Raw genomic sequence first — 14,914 nt, forward strand, 5'->3', positions numbered from 1 at the left:
TCGTTATGCAATCCAGTTCCATAGCCATGCCAGTACAAATGCACTGCCTAGTGACGTTACGAGCTGTTTGCCTGCCCGTTGCATGGCAAAGACTGCTCCCAACTCCTTGCGAATGGTCCACATCGTCACCAGACATGCCGTTAACGTGGAAGCCAGGTACACAAGAATAAACAGCTGCCCGCCGCTCAAGTCTTCAACGAAGGAACCCTGATCCTGATTCAGCACCAACAATCCGTCTTTTCGCAAAATGGAAAACAGAATGCCGCCTGCGGCATCGCCCGGCAGATGAAAGATCGCAAGTATCGGCGTCAACGCGCCAGTCAGGGCAGACAGTACCCCCGTCTGCTCCAGCAACGTAGCCACCACACAAATACCGATGAAAATAGGCATCGCCTGCACGAGAAACTGCTTCATGACAGACCGAACGCGCCAGCTAATAGAGCGCCATGATGGCTTTTGCAGAAAGGTCCGGTTAGCATGTAACGGGAGCGTGTCATCCAGCCGATTTCGATTCCACAGACGTGTATGAATTGCACCCGCAAGTACCAGTACAAGCATATAAGGAAAGAACAGCCACGGCTTGCCGCCGGAACTGAATATGGATAGAGAAGCTCCTATCTGGTAGCTGCAAGCAGAACCGAAGGAAATCAATGAAACACAGGCCTTTCGTGTACAGGAGCTGCAGGTACGACTCTGGAACACAGCCACGACATTGCACCCAAAACCACTGAGGACCGGAATCAGATCCTTGCCGTTCATGCCGATTTTGCGCATCCACCCATCCAGCGAGTCGGTAATCCGGTCTTTCAGTCCGCTTTCCTCCGTCGCCGCCACACTGAACCCAATCAGGAATACGACCGGAAATGCCCATATAAACGAATACAAGCCCAGACTAATCATGCCGTAATCTCCGAGCATTATCGCCTGCAGCGGGCTCCATAATCCCGCAGTAATGCGATGGAGCGGTTCAAGAATCCAGGCATCTGCGAGCGGTTGTATCCAGCCGGAGAACAGATAGGCCACATACACTGGTGCTGCAAATAATAATACCAATGCAGCCAAAGCCACAAAACGTCCCCAAACCGTATGCTCAAACATCGTTGTCTGCGGTTCGTCCACAGGCGATTCAGGAGGTGATGCGAGCTCCGGATGCCTCTTCATGGGTCTGGCGGCAACAATCGCCCGGCATATCAGGTCTTGGGTGTTTCCATCCATTTCCCTTGTATTGAGCGGCAGAACGGAAATGCCCAGACCTTTACGGTAATAGTTAACCTGAGCCGATAATCCGGGACCACATTTGTCGGCAAACGTAAGTACCAATACAGCATTTTTGTCTGTGACATCCAGCATACCGAGCAGTAAAGGCAGTTCCTGCACCACATCCGTGCCGCGGATGACCAAGATTACTGTGTCACCAGCTGCGAGCTGATTTAACGTCAGCATGGTCGTGACACTGTCATCCTTCATCCGGATTCCAGGTGTATCGAGTAGTTCAAGCTGGTGCTCAAGCAACTCCGCCCTGCGGACGGTCACCGTGGAGCCCCGCACATTGGATTCCTCGCCTGTATCTCTGCCCGTAAGTCCCCGAAACAGAGCCGATTTGCCCGCGGATTCGAAGCCAACCAGCACCACTTTACGAAGTTCTTCGGGTTGCTCCACAACCGAATTCAGCATGTGCAGTCTTCACCGCAGCAGGACAGATCATCAAGGAACATGCCTTCTTTGCGATAGGTTTCCAGCGGAGCCAGATCCAGCCCGAGCCTCTCACCCATGGCCTGAGCCACAACCGCAAAGCGCTGTCTGAATTTATAAATGAAGCAAAATTGGAGTTGACCATGCATGACCTGTGGTCCAGTAATGAACAGTCCGGGGGCAATCGTCGATTCATCCGCCGCTCCCAATTGCAGCTGACCTTCCTTGTTGCGCTCGACGAGATTCTCAATCAGGTGCAAACTGCTGCGGAACCCGGTCGCCAGAATAGGAGCCTGACCCGTCTTAAGCAATCGGGACTCTCCGGAATCGTTCTCGCAATAGAGAACATAACCGCCCGGTTCATCCGGTTCAATCCACTTGACCTCATAACCTTGCATCATGTGTATTCGCATATCCATCATCGCCGCGCGCAGGCGATCCTTCGTATAGGGGCTTAGTTCCACACTTGGATCACTGCTGCCCTTGGCGAGTCCTCGTCCATTACGGTCGATTACCGTTACGTTTTTCCCCAGTTTACTCAGGTGAATAGCTGCATCCACACCGCTCTCATAGCCACCAACGATGACACATTCTTCTCCTTGAACCGCCGTCCAGCTGGAAAATAAACTGCTGTGCACACCATACTCAGCCCCAGGAAACAGGTCCAGTCTCGGATATTGAAATTCACCTGCTGCCCAGATGACATAACGTGTCCACAGTTGTCCATTGGATGTTAAGACCCTGAAGCCTTTCTCCTCCGGAATAACCTCCGAAACATCTACTCCCGTTTGCACAGGCAATTTCTTGAACTGACTCACCACCTGCAAATACTTCGCATACTCCAAGCCTGTTGGGTGTTCTGTTCCCAGTGTGTACGCCGGAGACGTATTCAAAGCCAGGGCGTTCAGATCCATCATGCCATAGGCATTGCTTGTGAACGAAGGGGTGATCAGACGCATTTCCTCCGGCCACGCCAGAAAAGTTGCCCCCACCTCACTGCGTTCCAGCACGGTAAAACGAGGCATTCCCAGATCCTGCAGGACAGAGGCCATGCCGATCCCCGCTGGCCCCCCTCCAACAATTACACAATCATAATCAAATGGATCATGCATGTGTCTTACCAGCTTGACTTCGTGACGCCCGGAATTTGCCCTTGATGAGCCAGCTCACGGAACACAATCCGCGATACCTTGAACTTGCGCAAATATCCTCTCGGACGGCCTGTCAGTTCACAGCGATTTTTCAATCGGGTTGGGGAAGCATTGCGCGGCAGTTTCTGCAGCGCTTCATAATCCCCTATTTCTTTCAGTTCCCGGCGCAGCTCCGCATATTTGGCTACGGTTGCCTGACGTTGTTTTTCACGTACCACTTTTGATTTTTTGGCCATGGTTTACAGCTCCTTTTATAAATTTATTTTTTATACGACTTCAACTGGCCAAGGCAGAGGATTGTCGAAATGCCCCCAATCGGCCTGCATTTCTTCATCACTGAGCAGACATTGGTCAAGTTCGTCTTCAATGATGACGCGTTCCATTTCAATCCCGATCATGACCAGCTCGGTCTGACGGTCTCCCCACTGCGCATCCCACTTCTCCAGCACATCTGGCTCCGCACGCAAAATTTCTTCCTTATCAGCTTCCGGCAATGCCGCAACCCAATGTCCGGCAGGGCCAAACTGAATCGACGATCCCGCCTGACTCAGACTTGCAGCAACATCCCCTTTAGCCGCGAGCCAGACCAGCCCTTTGGCACGCACCACTTCTTCCGGCCAGTAGCTCATGAATTCAGCCAGACGAGAAGGATGGAATGGTTTTCGACGACGATACACGAAGGAGCCAATACCGTATTCCTCGGTCTCCGGTGTATGGGATTCCTTCTCCAGCTCCTGAATCCACCCGGCGGACATGCTTGCTTTCTCGAAGTCGAAGAGACCTGTACTCAAAATTTCAGACGGGTTGACCTGTCCGTTCACAGTCCGAATGATTTTGGCCTTAGGCTGAAGCTTGCGGATGACACCTTCAAGCTTGTTCAGCTCCACGTCATCGACCAGATCACATTTGTTCAGCAACAGGACATCACAAGTCTCTATCTGATCAATCAGCAGGTCCACAACATCGCGGGTATCTTCCTCACCTGTGGCCTGGTTCCGATCCAGCAGACTCTGCCCTGAGGCAAAATCATGCCAGAATCGATGGGCATCCACGACGGTTACCAGACAATCCAGCTTCGCCAGACTTGTCAGATCAATACCTGACTCCTCGTCTGCATATGTAAAGGTCTGTGCTACCGGCACAGGTTCACTGATGCCTGTCGATTCAATCAGGATATAATCAAACCTGCCTTCGTTCACCAGCTTCTCAATCTCCTGCATCAGATCATCCCGCAAGGTGCAGCAAATGCAGCCATTGGACAGCTCCACCAGCTTTTCTTCGGTGCGCGACAACGTCGCCTCACCCTTCACCAGAGCGGCATCGATGTTGACCTCACTCATGTCATTAACGATGACGGCGACCTTGAGCCCCTGCCGATTGTGCAGTACGTGATTAAGAACGGTTGTTTTACCTGAACCGAGGTAACCGCTAAGAACAGTTACCGGAACCTGCTTTTGTGTCATGTGTATCTACTCCTTATGGTTGTGGTCCATATACCTCTGACCTTAATAGTAATTATTACGATTAACAACAATGACTATAATCCTGTTGAACCATGTTGTCAAATCATTTTTGTTTTTCTCGCGCGAGGTGGCCGCTTGGGTCACGGATCGTCCTCCGATCGTTGTTGTCTCATATCTGGAATCGGCAGGCAGCATATATGACAAATAGGTCATCGTTAAAAACACCCCCGCTCTCCTTCACGGTCGATACCATATACAGCGGAAGAAAGGTCGTGGTGGCTCCAAATACGTATGAAGCAAACAGCATGACTACACTGCTGATCAGCCGTGGTCTGCTGCGCCCGATGTCAGATTGATCCCGCACTCTTCGTTCATACAATATGGAGAACCACAACTACTAAATTAAAAATACGGAAACTGCAAAAAACGGCCACCTGATTGAGGTCACCGTTTTTTACGTCCATTCGCTATTGTATTAGCATATTATCTTATTCATTATTCACGTACTTACGTATTCACGTATTTAACTAGCAGTTATCAGTTACTCGCCGTTTGACTGCAATTTCTGCAGTGAATCTTCAGCCAGCGCTGCCAGAAGATGTGCGCCAAGTGGCAGTGCCCGTTCGTCCACATCGAATGCAGGATGATGCCATTCGTGTGGGCCTGACGTTCCGAGGAAGAGGAACAGTCCCGGAACCTCCTTTTGGTAAAAGGAAAAATCTTCGCCAGCCGGGGAAGGTATCGGCCGGATACTGTTCAATCCAACTTCGCTCGCGACCTGCTCAGCCGCAGCAGCCAATGATGCATCATTGACGACGGCAGGTGGTCCCTGAATCCAGCGCACGGTAGCCCGTGTCCCATAGGCTGCTGCGACACCGGCAACCACCTGATTGAAACGCTCGCGAATCCGGGCACGCACCTTCTCGTCAAAGGTACGCACGGTGCCGTCCAATATGGCTTCTTCGGGAATGACGTTCCAAGCGGTGCCGCTGTTAATTTTGGTCACACTGATCACGGCGCTCTCCTGTGCTCCAACATTACGACTCACGATGGCCTGTAATGCAGTCACAATATGAGAGGCCACCACAATCGGGTCAATGCCCGCTTCCGGAACTGCCGCATGGGTTCCGACACCCTCCACTTTAACCACAAAACCATCTGCCGCTGCAAGCAGCGCTCCTTCACGGATACCTACCGTACCGACCTGCAGATCCGGTTTGTTATGCAACCCAAAAATAGACTGAACTTCGGATAGCGCTCCGCTCTGAATAACCTGCCGTGCCCCCGTCGCCTTCTCCTCCGAAGGCTGGAAAATCAAACGAATCTTGCCCGGCAGCCGGGACTCTCGCTGTTTCAACAATCGTGCAGCACCGATCAGAATGGCGGTGTGTGCATCATGACCGCAGGCGTGCATTCGGCCAGCGATTTGCGAGGCATACTCCAGCTTCGTTTCTTCCTGGATCGGCAGGGCATCAATATCTGCGCGTAAGGCCACTACCGGGCCATCGCCCTGCCCAATTTCAGCGATAAGGCCCGTTCGCAGCGAATATTCATCTGCAATCCGTACCCCTTCCTCCACCAACCAGCCTCGAATAGCTTCTGTCGTTTCCCGTTCCTCTCCGGATAGCTCGGGGTTACGATGCAAATGTCGCCGAATCGCGGTTAAGTGCTCTGCAAATCCTTCATCCTGCCCAACGTAAAATTCATGCTTGCGGCTCTGTTCTTCTTGCTCTGCCTGTTGCTCAGGCTGTTTCAGATCACTACTCACGACATTGCCTCCTTTTATCATCGTATGTGCCATGTAAGATGGGTTAATATAATACACGGGTCACTTCAACAGGTATGCTCTATACCATGTATATGCCTAACCGATCACCGCTTGCGCAGGTGTCGACTCATGCGCAAATTCGCCCAGTCCCTGCTCATCCAGCGCCTCACGCAACAGTTCAAATGAACGAATACGCTTGGCAAAATCACGTGTGGCTGTGGTAACAATCAGTTCATCCACGGCAAAATCCTGCTGGAACTTCGCCAGAGTCGGACCAACCGTTTCCTTCGTACCTCTCGTCACACTTGGCTCCAGAATCTCGATCCGATACTTCTCGTTCGATTGCCGTCCGAATTCTTCCGCCTGCTCCACGGAACCAACCGTCAATACCTTGCCATTCTCCAGATGGATCTTGACCAGCATGTGTTCACTTGCCAGTCCTTCGGCTTCTTCCGCACTTTCCGCCACAATCAATGATATAGCGAGGATGGCATATGGCTCCCGTCCATGTGAGCGGTCGAATTGTTCCCTATAAGTTCGCAGAGCCTCCAGAGCAACCTCCGTATTGCTATTAATAAACAATGAAAATACATAAGGCAGTCCCAATTCTGCCGCCATGCCTGCGCTATCGATACTTGCTCCAAGCACGTATAGCTCGGCCGGGATTTCGGATACCGGCGCAGCGCTCAAGCCGGCCAAAGGATGTGTTTCGTCTTCATGCGGTTCATTATGAATGAACTGCTTCACCTGATTGATTTTCTCTTTCAGTGAAGCGGCCTCCTGAATCCCTTGCTGTAGTGCCTGCGTGGAGCGGGGCAATCCTCCCGGTGCACGTCCAATACCCAGATCAATTCTCCCCGGACCAAGCGCAGAAAGCACATTGAAGTTCTCGGCCACTTTGTAAGGACTATAATGTTGCAGCATCACCCCGCCAGAACCGAGACGAATCCGCTCTGTATGCGCCAGCAAGTGGGAAATGAGCACTTCCGGTGAGGAGCCGGCAACATGACCTGAATCATGATGTTCCGATACCCAGAAACGATGAAATCCAAGCTGTTCAGCCCGCTGTACCAATTCAATCGTATGCCGAAAAGCATCAATCGGCGTCTCCCCTTCATAGATCGGGGTTTGATCCAATATGCCAACACGAATACCCATCCTATTCTCCTCCTTCGATCATGCCGAACCTGACTTTTTAAAATCCGTTCTTACTTCCGTTAATAAGTCTCTATAGCTGCCGCAGCAGTTCCCCGAAAGGCTCTGCAAAAGGCGAATGTTCTTCTTTTAACGTAACGACACTGATCTGCAATGATACACCTGCAACCTCATGTACCTGAATAGGAAAAAGCTCCTGATCCTGCACTTCCTTTTGCACTGTCAGACCTGGGAGAAACGCAATACCTGCTCCTTGCTTCACCAGCTTCTTCGCCGTTTCCGAATTATCAACGTGATATGTAATATCCGGCGGGTGCTCCAGCGAGTCAAAGGCCCGGTGAATGCGCAGCCAGTCCAATGAACCACATTCAAAAAAGACCAGCTGCTCATTCCTGATCGCCTCCATGCTGACATGCCCGCGTTCAATAAATGGATGGCCTTTGTACACGTATAACTGGATTGGATCTTCATAAAAAGCAACCGTACGGATCGCAGGATGCATGACCTTCCGCACAAAAGCAAGATCGATTTCCTGACCCAGCAGCTTGGCGACGAGTTGGTCCGTCGTCGCTGTAGTCAGTTTGATGTTCACCTCAGGGTAAGCTTCCTTGATTTTGGGCAGAAAGTCGGGAATGACATAGTTAGATACGGATACCGTACTGCCGAGTCGAAGTGCATCGGGCGTCGTACGGCGTTGCTGTATTTTCTGTCTGCCCTTCTGAATCACTTGCAGCACCTGCTGGGCGTAGGGAAGGAACTTTCTCCCCTCTTCCGTGAGCACAATCTGTTTGCCAAGACGGTCAAACAATTTGCAGCCGAGTTCACGTTCAAGGGACTGAATACGAGCGGTGACAGAAGGTTGGGACAAAAAGAGTACCTCGGCAGCCTTATTGAAGCTTCCGTAATGATTGATGTATACAAATGCTTCAATGTTCTCAATATTCATAAGCGCCCCCCGAATCCACGTCCGCAGACGTTATCTATATCTATTTATCCAATGAATTTACTTGGTTTTATGATATCGTAATACCATTCTTTTCCAGAGTCAATATCAATTCTTCCAGGGAACGATTCAATCTTGTATTAATGTCCGCCGAAAGCACATATTTCCCGTCATCAAGCCGATCAATTCCCTGATCAACTGCGTATACTCCGCCGAGAATATGTCTTCCACCAAGTGCTGCCAGAACAGGCTTCAATGCATAATCGATGGCGAGCAGATGGGCAATCGAGCCGCCGATGACTAATGGAAGAGCAAGCTTGCCCCGCAGTCCGTCCTGAGGGATCAGATCCAGGAACAGCTTCAGCACACCTGAGTACGATGCTTTGTATACCGGTGTTGCCACGATGACTGCATCGGCGGCTTCGACAACAGCAAGCGCATCACGAATGAAAGAGCTATCAAACTTGGCCTGCACTAGATCTTCCGCTGGCAGGTCTGCTACATGAATCACCTCAACGGTAATGCCTGCCTCTTTTAATTTATTGCTGCTGTAATCCGTAAGGCCTGTCAGACGCGAACGTTTGGAAGGCGATCCGGCAATAATAACGACATGTGACATCATGATTCCTCCTTGGAATAGCGGTCAAGCCGCTCCATTTACTTTGGGGTCCAACCGATCGCGAATATCGTCTCCAATCAGATTAACCGCCAGCACAAACATGGTAATTGCAAGTCCCGGGAAGGTACAGATCCACCAGGCAACCGTCAGATAACCTCTCCCTTGCGAGAGCAACGCTCCCCAATCCGGAATTTCCTTCAACACACCAAGTCCAAGAAAGCTGAGCCCGGAGCCTGTCAGAATGGAGGTGCCCACGCCCAGCGTCGCCATAACCAGCAACGGTGATAAGGAATGAGGCAGTACATGCTTCCAGAAAATACGGGCATTGGAGCCCCCAAGTGAACGTGTAGCTGTAATAAAAGGCAAACCTTTAACGGACATGACCTGCCCACGCATCACCCGTGCATATCCTGGAATGGAGGATACCGCAACAGCCAGTGCAATGTTAAGCAGTCCAGGTCCCAACGCTGCCGCAACGGATAATGCCAGTAACACGCCTGGAACAGCCATCAGAATATCGACGGCACGCATGGTGATTGTGTCCAAAACACCTCCTGCATAGCCGGCAATAATGCCAAGAGCACTGCCCACAAGACCACCCACCAGCACCGAGGCAAATCCAATCAGCAGTGAATCTCTGCTTCCATGCACAACCACACTGAAGATATCCCTGCCAAAATAATCGGTCCCAAACAGGTGCGTAGCAGAGGGAGCCTGCAGGATGGCATCCGTCATCATCTGAGTTGGATCATAAGGTGCAATCCATCCCGGCACGATTGCACAAGTGACGGTAAACACCACGACCAGCAAAGCTGCATAAAAGAATAAACGGGATACCGTGAATGAGACGCGTTGACGCAGGGGACGGCGACTCCAGAGGCGTAAACGCCCTGTTCTGGCCGTCCAACCTTTTTCGTCACCCACCAATGGTTTCATGCTCATAAGACTCCTCCTTCCTCACTACGCGTTCAGATGTTTCAGACTGTTCCATCCGTCCTCACGTTCGGACTGCACGCCTAACTCTGGGATCAATGTACGCATAAGAGATATCCACCAGTAAATTCAACACGACATAGATAATTGCTGTGAAAAAGACTACGCCCTGCACAACAGGCAGGTCTTTGGCCATCAACGCATCCGCGATGATTCTGCCTATGCCCTGTCTGGAGAAGACCGTCTCCACCACGACGGTTCCTGCAAGCAAATCACCAATCAACATGCCGATGACCGTCACCGCAGGAATCAGCGCATTACGCAGCGCGTGACCGTACATGATGGTTCGCTGTGAAAGACCTTTGGCTCGCAATGCCACGATAAACGGCTCGTTCACCACTTCTAGCATGCTGTTACGCACCATACGTACGATGAAACCCGCACCGACGAGGCCTAGTGTTGCAGCAGGAAGCACCAATGAACTGAATCCGTCGGAGCCCATCGCCGGGAACCAGCCGAGCTGAACCGAGAACAACAGGATCAACAGAATGCCGGTCCAGAAGGTGGGCATGGAGATGCCAAACAATCCAACGAGCCGGGCGATGAAATCAATCACGCCATTACGATGAATGGCAGACAATACGCCGAGCGTAATACCAATGGTTATCGCTATGATTGAGCTGAGCGCGGTCAGCGCCAGTGTGGCAGGGAAATGTTCCAATATTTTGGGCAGCACCGGGTCGGAATTGATCATTGATTTGCCGAAATCGCCGCGCAGCATGTCTCCGAAATAGTTGGCAAACTGGATGTAAAACGGCTGATCCAGTCCCAGCTGAACCCGCAGGTTCTGAATCATCTCGGGTGTTGCCGATGACGGGTCCAGCATAAGCAGGACCGGATCACCCGGCAGCAGATACATGATGCAGTACACCAACACCGAAGCTCCCAAAATAACCAGAAGCGATGTAGCAAGTCTTGTCAGTATCGTTTGAACCATACCGGGTCGTCTCCTTCCTGTCTGCATAATTGACGTTTCGTATTATGGCTGAATCCGAACATCGTTGAACAACGGATAACCGAGTGAATCAAACTTGATACCCTGTACCGATTTGGATGCAGCAACCGTATAAGGGAACACATAGATCGGCAAAATTACAGCCTGCTCGATCAGATATTGTTGAATCTGATTATAGATATCCACGCGTTTATCCGGATCAGTCTCCACCGCTCCCTGTTCAAGCAGTTTATCGATCTTCGGATCAGATAAACCGGATAAAGTCGGACGTTCACCTTCTGCACTCGTATGATAGAAGGCATAGAGCGCATTCGGATCAGAATTGACCTGGCTGTTGCCATAGAGATCATAATCCCAGTTTTGATAGATGACCGTAGCAACGTCCTTCGTAATTTCAACCTCAACAGCTATACCCACCTGCTTGAGTTGCTGCTGAATAATCGCTGCAATGTCGTTACGCTTCTCCCGGTTCGGCGAACCGTCCACATAATGCAGGGTCAGCTTCTTACCATCTTTTTCACGAATGCCATCTGCTCCCTTGACCCAACCTTGCTCATCAAGCAGCTGATTGGCCTTGTTGATATCCGGATTGATGCTTCCTTCCAGAGAAGTATCATAACCGAGGATTCCCGGAGACAGTGCAGACCACGCGCGTTCGTAGTTGCCCAGATACAGTGTCTTCACGATGGACTCCACATCAACTGCAGATTGCACCGCCTGTCTGACTTTCACATCATCCCAAGGCGCTTTGCGCAGATTGAAGAAGAGAGTATACGGCAAACCAACGGTATTGGCTTGAAGCAATTGCTGGTTCGGATCGTTCTTCAGGGCAGCAATATTTTGCGGCGGAACAGTCTCCGCTGCGAGTACTTGCTTACTCTGAACACTGCCGATACGCGTTGCTTCTTCCGGTACAATTTTGAACGTAATCGTATCAATATGCGGGGCGCCTTCATTTTCAACAGTTGCGGGAGCCCAGCTGTAATCCTTGTTTTTGGCGACAACGATATCCGCATTTTCATCCCATTTCACAAAGGTATACGGACCAGTCCCCACCGGATTTTTACCCAGTTGATCCCCATATTTCTTGGCGGCTGTAGGTGATACGATTCCTAGCAAGGCCTGACTCAAGTTACCGAGAAAAGCTTGCGAAGGTTGTTCCAGATTCACCTTAATGGTGTATTCATCAATGACCTCTGAGGAGCTATAAGGTCTAATCAGGGCAAGGGAATTGGCGGCTTTGGTGGCCGGATCGATTACCCGATCCAGATTGAACTTCACGGCTTCCGCGTTAAATGGTGTGCCATCATGGAACTTCACATCTTCACGCAGTTTAAAAGTATAACTTTTGCCATCCTCCGATACACTCCACTCCTTGGCTAGCCAAGGTTTAATGGAACCATCCGGCAGCTGTACCACCAGATTGTCATAGATCGTTCGGATCGCGCGTACGGTTACGGCAAGGCCACTTCGATGCGGGTCCAGCGTATCCGGCGATGTGGCGAGTGCGTAGGTCAGGTTCCCACCTTCTGCTTGCCCAGCCGCCTGCTCCCCACCGGAAGCCTGAACTGCACTGTTCGAGTTACCTGCCGCTCCGCAACCGGATAATACCAGTACCAATACTGCCGCCAATGCCATATATTTCATCCATGAGATAGACCTGTTCATATAGCTTCCCCCTCTGTGTATACAGGTGTCATTGATTCATTGAATTAATGATTTAATGAATTATAGATTTTTTATCAACATAACCTATCCGTTAACTTGGTTTTAGGTCATCATTCGGCACCTTCCGCATATGCAATCCGAATATTTCATCCGGATACCTCATTCCTAGACTACTGCCGAATTTCAGCTATCTAATTGTTTCTCAAGCCTCGGTTCCAACTTGCTCCCGGGCAGCCGTGTAACGATTCACCGGAATTTGCACACCGAGATTGCCACGCAATGTGTCATGCTCATATTCGGTGCGATAGATGCCACGCTCTTGCAGAATCGGAACAACCAGTTCCACAAAATCGGCCAATCCACTTGGCAGTTCGGAATGAATAATGAATCCATCCGCCGCTTCGGCTTCGAACCATTCCTGGATCTTGTCAGCCACCTGCTCCGGTGTACCAAGGAATTTGCTCTTCGGTGTTGCTGCCCGCAGGGCTACTTCACGCAGCGTCAATCCTTGCTCTTTGGCATCCCGCTTGATTTTGTCCGTACCACTACGGAAGCTGTTGCTACCGATGCCATTCAATTCAGGGAATGGTTCATCCAGCGGATACTGGGAGAAGTCATGATGCTCGAAGAAACGTCCCAGGTAATCCAGCGCTTTATCGATAGTGACCAGGCTGGCAATCTCCTGATATTTCTGTTCTGCTTCTTCTTCTGTCCGTCCGATAATTGGATTGATCCCTGGCAAAATGACGATATCCTGTGTGGAACGTCCATAGGTTGTTGCGCGGGTTTTGACATCTTTGTAGAAGGCCTGTGCATCCTCAATTGAATCATGTCCTGTGAAAACAGCATCCGCTTCTTTGGCAGCAAGGGTCTTGCCATCTTCTGAAGAACCTGCCTGGAAAATAACCGGCTGCCCCTGCTTTGAACGTGCAATGTTAAGTGGACCCTGTACGGAGAAGAACTCTCCTTCATGATTGAGTGTGTGCAGCTTGGATGGATCGAAGAAAACGCCGCTTTCTTTGTCTCTTACAAAAGCATCGTCTTCCCACGAATCCCATAAGCCCTTGGTCACCTGCAAATATTCCGTTGCAATCCGGTAACGTTCCGGGTGGGTAGGATGGTTGCTTTTACTGTAGTTTTTGGCTGAGCCTTCAAGCGGGGATGTAACCACGTTCCAACCAGCGCGGCCATTACTGATCAGATCAAGGGAACCGAACTGTCTGGCAACTGTGAATGGATCACTATAGGAGGTGGAAAGTGTTCCAACCAGACCGATTCGTGACGTAATGGCGGCCAGGGCGGACAACAAACTGATTGGCTCAAATCGATTCAAGAAGTGAGGTATGGATTTCTCGGTAATATAAAGACCGTCAGCGATAAAAACGAGATCGAATTTGCCTTCTTCTGCCTTCAACGTTTGGCGTTTGTAAAATTCAAAATTCACACTGGCATCCGATTGAATCTCCGGGTGTCTCCAAGTCGTCATGCTACCTCCGACACCGTGGACAATCGCTCCAAATTTCAAACTGCGCTGAGCCGTCATATTACATTCCGCCTTCCTTGGATTAGGATATATCAAGAAATTTCTAAAGTCCGATCTGATATGGATTACGAATGAAGAAAATTCAAAAGTTAACTATTCCTATGAGTTTGGTCAGCTTTAATTTCACAAATCTTATCACTGCCCCGCACATCGGTCAACAGCGTTGCTTATAGAACTTTTCTATATAAGGATTGGATATCTGAATAAGAGGATGGATTAGAGCTTATAAAAGTCCCCGACTGCTGCACACTGATATGTCAGCCTTTAGCAGCCGGAAACTGCTTTATCAAGAGATCTGCCACGTCCGGTCAGACTGCTGCTTCATCAGGCTGGGCGAGAAGTTCCGCCAGTTTCTCCAGATCGGGCTCCAGCAATGCTTCATACTTGCCGTCTCCACCCACCTCAATGACAGGTACATGTCGAATGCCATATTTGGCTTCAAGCACGTCCCTCAGCACATCGTTCCCTTGCACTTCGATGTTCTCAAAAGGCTGGTTGCGGGCCGTTAGGAATGCCTTAACCTCTCCGCAGAAATGACAGCCTGTTTTGCTCCAGAGCACTACTTTTTTCGATGTAGAAGACATCGGCATACCTCCTGATTGATTCATTGTCAGATCAGGATGGATTACCACCCAGACCATTAATTCCTATCTGTTAAATAAGAATTATGGCTATAAATGTACTCCTCACCTCTTCAAGCGTCAATGGATCTTCCAATAGAATAAACCTATAAGAGGATAGAAAGATTAAATTTTAAATTTGAAAAGAGCTCTGCAAGAGCTCCCATTATCCCTTGAACGCATCCCTAACCATGTTGAAAATGTTCGGATGACGCTCTTGGAGTTTATACAAAATGCTCGTGGAAAAGTAATTTGCTAATCTCTCTATCGTTTCATTTCGTGATTCGTGATATATGTATAGTTCGGATGCGGACAGATGTATAGCGATACGCTTTACATCACAT

15 protein-coding genes are annotated in these 14,914 nt (G+C 50.1%); 1 reads left to right on the top strand and 14 read right to left on the bottom strand.

The genetic code is table 11. The features are described 5' to 3' along the window. Positions 1–3 precede the first annotated feature (3 nt). Genes CRO25_RS23710 through CRO25_RS33505 form a run of 5 tightly spaced genes read right to left on the bottom strand, consistent with a single transcriptional unit; the run spans position 4 to position 4,519 of the window. On the bottom strand, positions 4–1,674 hold the full coding sequence (locus tag CRO25_RS23710) for a nucleoside recognition domain-containing protein (protein ID WP_079696637.1): 1,671 nt from the start codon (positions 1,672–1,674) through the stop codon (positions 4–6). After that, positions 1,668–2,804: an NAD(P)/FAD-dependent oxidoreductase gene (locus CRO25_RS23715; protein WP_079696638.1), complete on the bottom strand. Its 1,137-nt coding sequence runs from the start codon at positions 2,802–2,804 to the stop codon at positions 1,668–1,670. The genes CRO25_RS23710 and CRO25_RS23715 overlap by 7 nt, the downstream gene beginning before the upstream one ends. 5 nt (positions 2,805–2,809) lie before the next feature. Beyond that, complete coding sequence (rpsN, locus tag CRO25_RS23720) at positions 2,810–3,079, bottom strand: 30S ribosomal protein S14 (protein ID WP_079696639.1); 270 nt, start codon at positions 3,077–3,079, stop codon at positions 2,810–2,812. A gap of 30 nt (positions 3,080–3,109) precedes the next feature. Continuing rightward, positions 3,110–4,306 (bottom strand): GTP-binding protein, encoded by a 1,197-nt coding sequence (locus CRO25_RS23725; RefSeq protein WP_079696640.1) that lies wholly within the window; start codon positions 4,304–4,306, stop codon positions 3,110–3,112. Positions 4,307–4,348: 42 nt separating this feature from the next. After that, entirely contained in the window at positions 4,349–4,519 is a 171-nt protein-coding gene (locus CRO25_RS33505) for a hypothetical protein (protein ID WP_176854759.1), read from the bottom strand. Here CRO25_RS33505 and CRO25_RS33510 point away from each other — a divergent pair. Then, entirely contained in the window at positions 4,504–4,662 is a 159-nt protein-coding gene (locus CRO25_RS33510) for a hypothetical protein (protein ID WP_161490625.1), read from the top strand. The genes CRO25_RS33505 and CRO25_RS33510 overlap by 16 nt on opposite strands. 185 nt (positions 4,663–4,847) lie before the next feature. Here the strand turns inward: CRO25_RS33510 and CRO25_RS23735 are convergent, their stop codons facing one another. The 9 genes from CRO25_RS23735 to CRO25_RS23775 all read right to left on the bottom strand — a co-directional run bounded on the left by CRO25_RS23735 (position 4,848) and on the right by CRO25_RS23775 (position 14,534). After that, positions 4,848–6,074: an amidohydrolase gene (locus tag CRO25_RS23735; protein ID WP_372829243.1), complete on the bottom strand. Its 1,227-nt coding sequence runs from the start codon at positions 6,072–6,074 to the stop codon at positions 4,848–4,850. Between the two features lie 96 nt (positions 6,075–6,170). Beyond that, the gene (locus CRO25_RS23740; protein ID WP_072735454.1) at positions 6,171–7,232 is read right to left on the bottom strand and encodes an LLM class flavin-dependent oxidoreductase; all 1,062 of its coding nucleotides are present in this window, start codon (positions 7,230–7,232) and stop codon (positions 6,171–6,173) included. Positions 7,233–7,302: 70 nt separating this feature from the next. After that, a complete protein-coding gene (locus CRO25_RS23745; protein WP_063566647.1) occupies positions 7,303–8,175 on the bottom strand; it encodes a LysR family transcriptional regulator in 873 nt (290 codons plus the stop codon). A 67-nt stretch (positions 8,176–8,242) separates the two neighbouring features. Then, positions 8,243–8,791 carry an NADPH-dependent FMN reductase gene (gene ssuE, locus CRO25_RS23750; RefSeq protein ID WP_079696641.1) on the bottom strand — a complete coding sequence of 183 codons (549 nt, stop codon included), beginning with the start codon at positions 8,789–8,791 and terminating at the stop codon, positions 8,243–8,245. A gap of 24 nt (positions 8,792–8,815) precedes the next feature. Beyond that, positions 8,816–9,733: an ABC transporter permease gene (locus tag CRO25_RS23755; RefSeq protein WP_179132249.1), complete on the bottom strand. Its 918-nt coding sequence runs from the start codon at positions 9,731–9,733 to the stop codon at positions 8,816–8,818. 55 nt (positions 9,734–9,788) lie between these two features. After that, positions 9,789–10,721: an ABC transporter permease gene (locus CRO25_RS23760; RefSeq protein WP_062324145.1), complete on the bottom strand. Its 933-nt coding sequence runs from the start codon at positions 10,719–10,721 to the stop codon at positions 9,789–9,791. 42 nt (positions 10,722–10,763) lie between these two features. Beyond that, positions 10,764–12,407: an ABC transporter substrate-binding protein gene (locus CRO25_RS23765; RefSeq protein ID WP_079696643.1), complete on the bottom strand. Its 1,644-nt coding sequence runs from the start codon at positions 12,405–12,407 to the stop codon at positions 10,764–10,766. Positions 12,408–12,609: 202 nt separating this feature from the next. Further along, complete coding sequence (locus CRO25_RS23770) at positions 12,610–13,950, bottom strand: LLM class flavin-dependent oxidoreductase (RefSeq protein WP_064635749.1); 1,341 nt, start codon at positions 13,948–13,950, stop codon at positions 12,610–12,612. A 308-nt stretch (positions 13,951–14,258) separates the two neighbouring features. Beyond that, a complete protein-coding gene (locus CRO25_RS23775; RefSeq protein WP_063566643.1) occupies positions 14,259–14,534 on the bottom strand; it encodes a glutaredoxin family protein in 276 nt (91 codons plus the stop codon). Between the last annotated feature and the right edge of the window lie 380 nt (positions 14,535–14,914).

This window comes from Paenibacillus sp. RU5M (genome assembly GCF_900221055.1).
Classification (GTDB): domain Bacteria; phylum Bacillota; class Bacilli; order Paenibacillales; family Paenibacillaceae; genus Paenibacillus; species Paenibacillus marchantiae.

Excerpts from the sequence above, each read along its gene's own strand:
- CRO25_RS23710 (WP_079696637.1), bottom strand. The coding sequence starts at position 1,674 with ATGCTGAATTCGGTTGTGGAGCAACCCGAAGAACTTCGTAAAGTGGTG.
- CRO25_RS23715 (WP_079696638.1), bottom strand. The coding sequence starts at position 2,804 with ATGCATGATCCATTTGATTATGATTGTGTAATTGTTGGAGGGGGGCCA.
- rpsN (WP_079696639.1), bottom strand. The coding sequence starts at position 3,079 with ATGGCCAAAAAATCAAAAGTGGTACGTGAAAAACAACGTCAGGCAACC.
- CRO25_RS23725 (WP_079696640.1), bottom strand. The coding sequence starts at position 4,306 with ATGACACAAAAGCAGGTTCCGGTAACTGTTCTTAGCGGTTACCTCGGT.
- CRO25_RS33510 (WP_161490625.1), top strand. The coding sequence starts at position 4,504 with ATGACAAATAGGTCATCGTTAAAAACACCCCCGCTCTCCTTCACGGTC.
- CRO25_RS33505 (WP_176854759.1), bottom strand. The coding sequence starts at position 4,519 with ATGACCTATTTGTCATATATGCTGCCTGCCGATTCCAGATATGAGACA.
- CRO25_RS23740 (WP_072735454.1), bottom strand. The coding sequence starts at position 7,232 with ATGGGTATTCGTGTTGGCATATTGGATCAAACCCCGATCTATGAAGGG.
- CRO25_RS23745 (WP_063566647.1), bottom strand. The coding sequence starts at position 8,175 with ATGAATATTGAGAACATTGAAGCATTTGTATACATCAATCATTACGGA.
- ssuE (WP_079696641.1), bottom strand. The coding sequence starts at position 8,791 with ATGTCACATGTCGTTATTATTGCCGGATCGCCTTCCAAACGTTCGCGT.
- CRO25_RS23755 (WP_179132249.1), bottom strand. The coding sequence starts at position 9,733 with ATGAGCATGAAACCATTGGTGGGTGACGAAAAAGGTTGGACGGCCAGA.
- CRO25_RS23760 (WP_062324145.1), bottom strand. The coding sequence starts at position 10,721 with ATGGTTCAAACGATACTGACAAGACTTGCTACATCGCTTCTGGTTATT.
- CRO25_RS23765 (WP_079696643.1), bottom strand. The coding sequence starts at position 12,407 with ATGAACAGGTCTATCTCATGGATGAAATATATGGCATTGGCGGCAGTA.
- CRO25_RS23770 (WP_064635749.1), bottom strand. The coding sequence starts at position 13,950 with ATGACGGCTCAGCGCAGTTTGAAATTTGGAGCGATTGTCCACGGTGTC.
- CRO25_RS23775 (WP_063566643.1), bottom strand. The coding sequence starts at position 14,534 with ATGTCTTCTACATCGAAAAAAGTAGTGCTCTGGAGCAAAACAGGCTGT.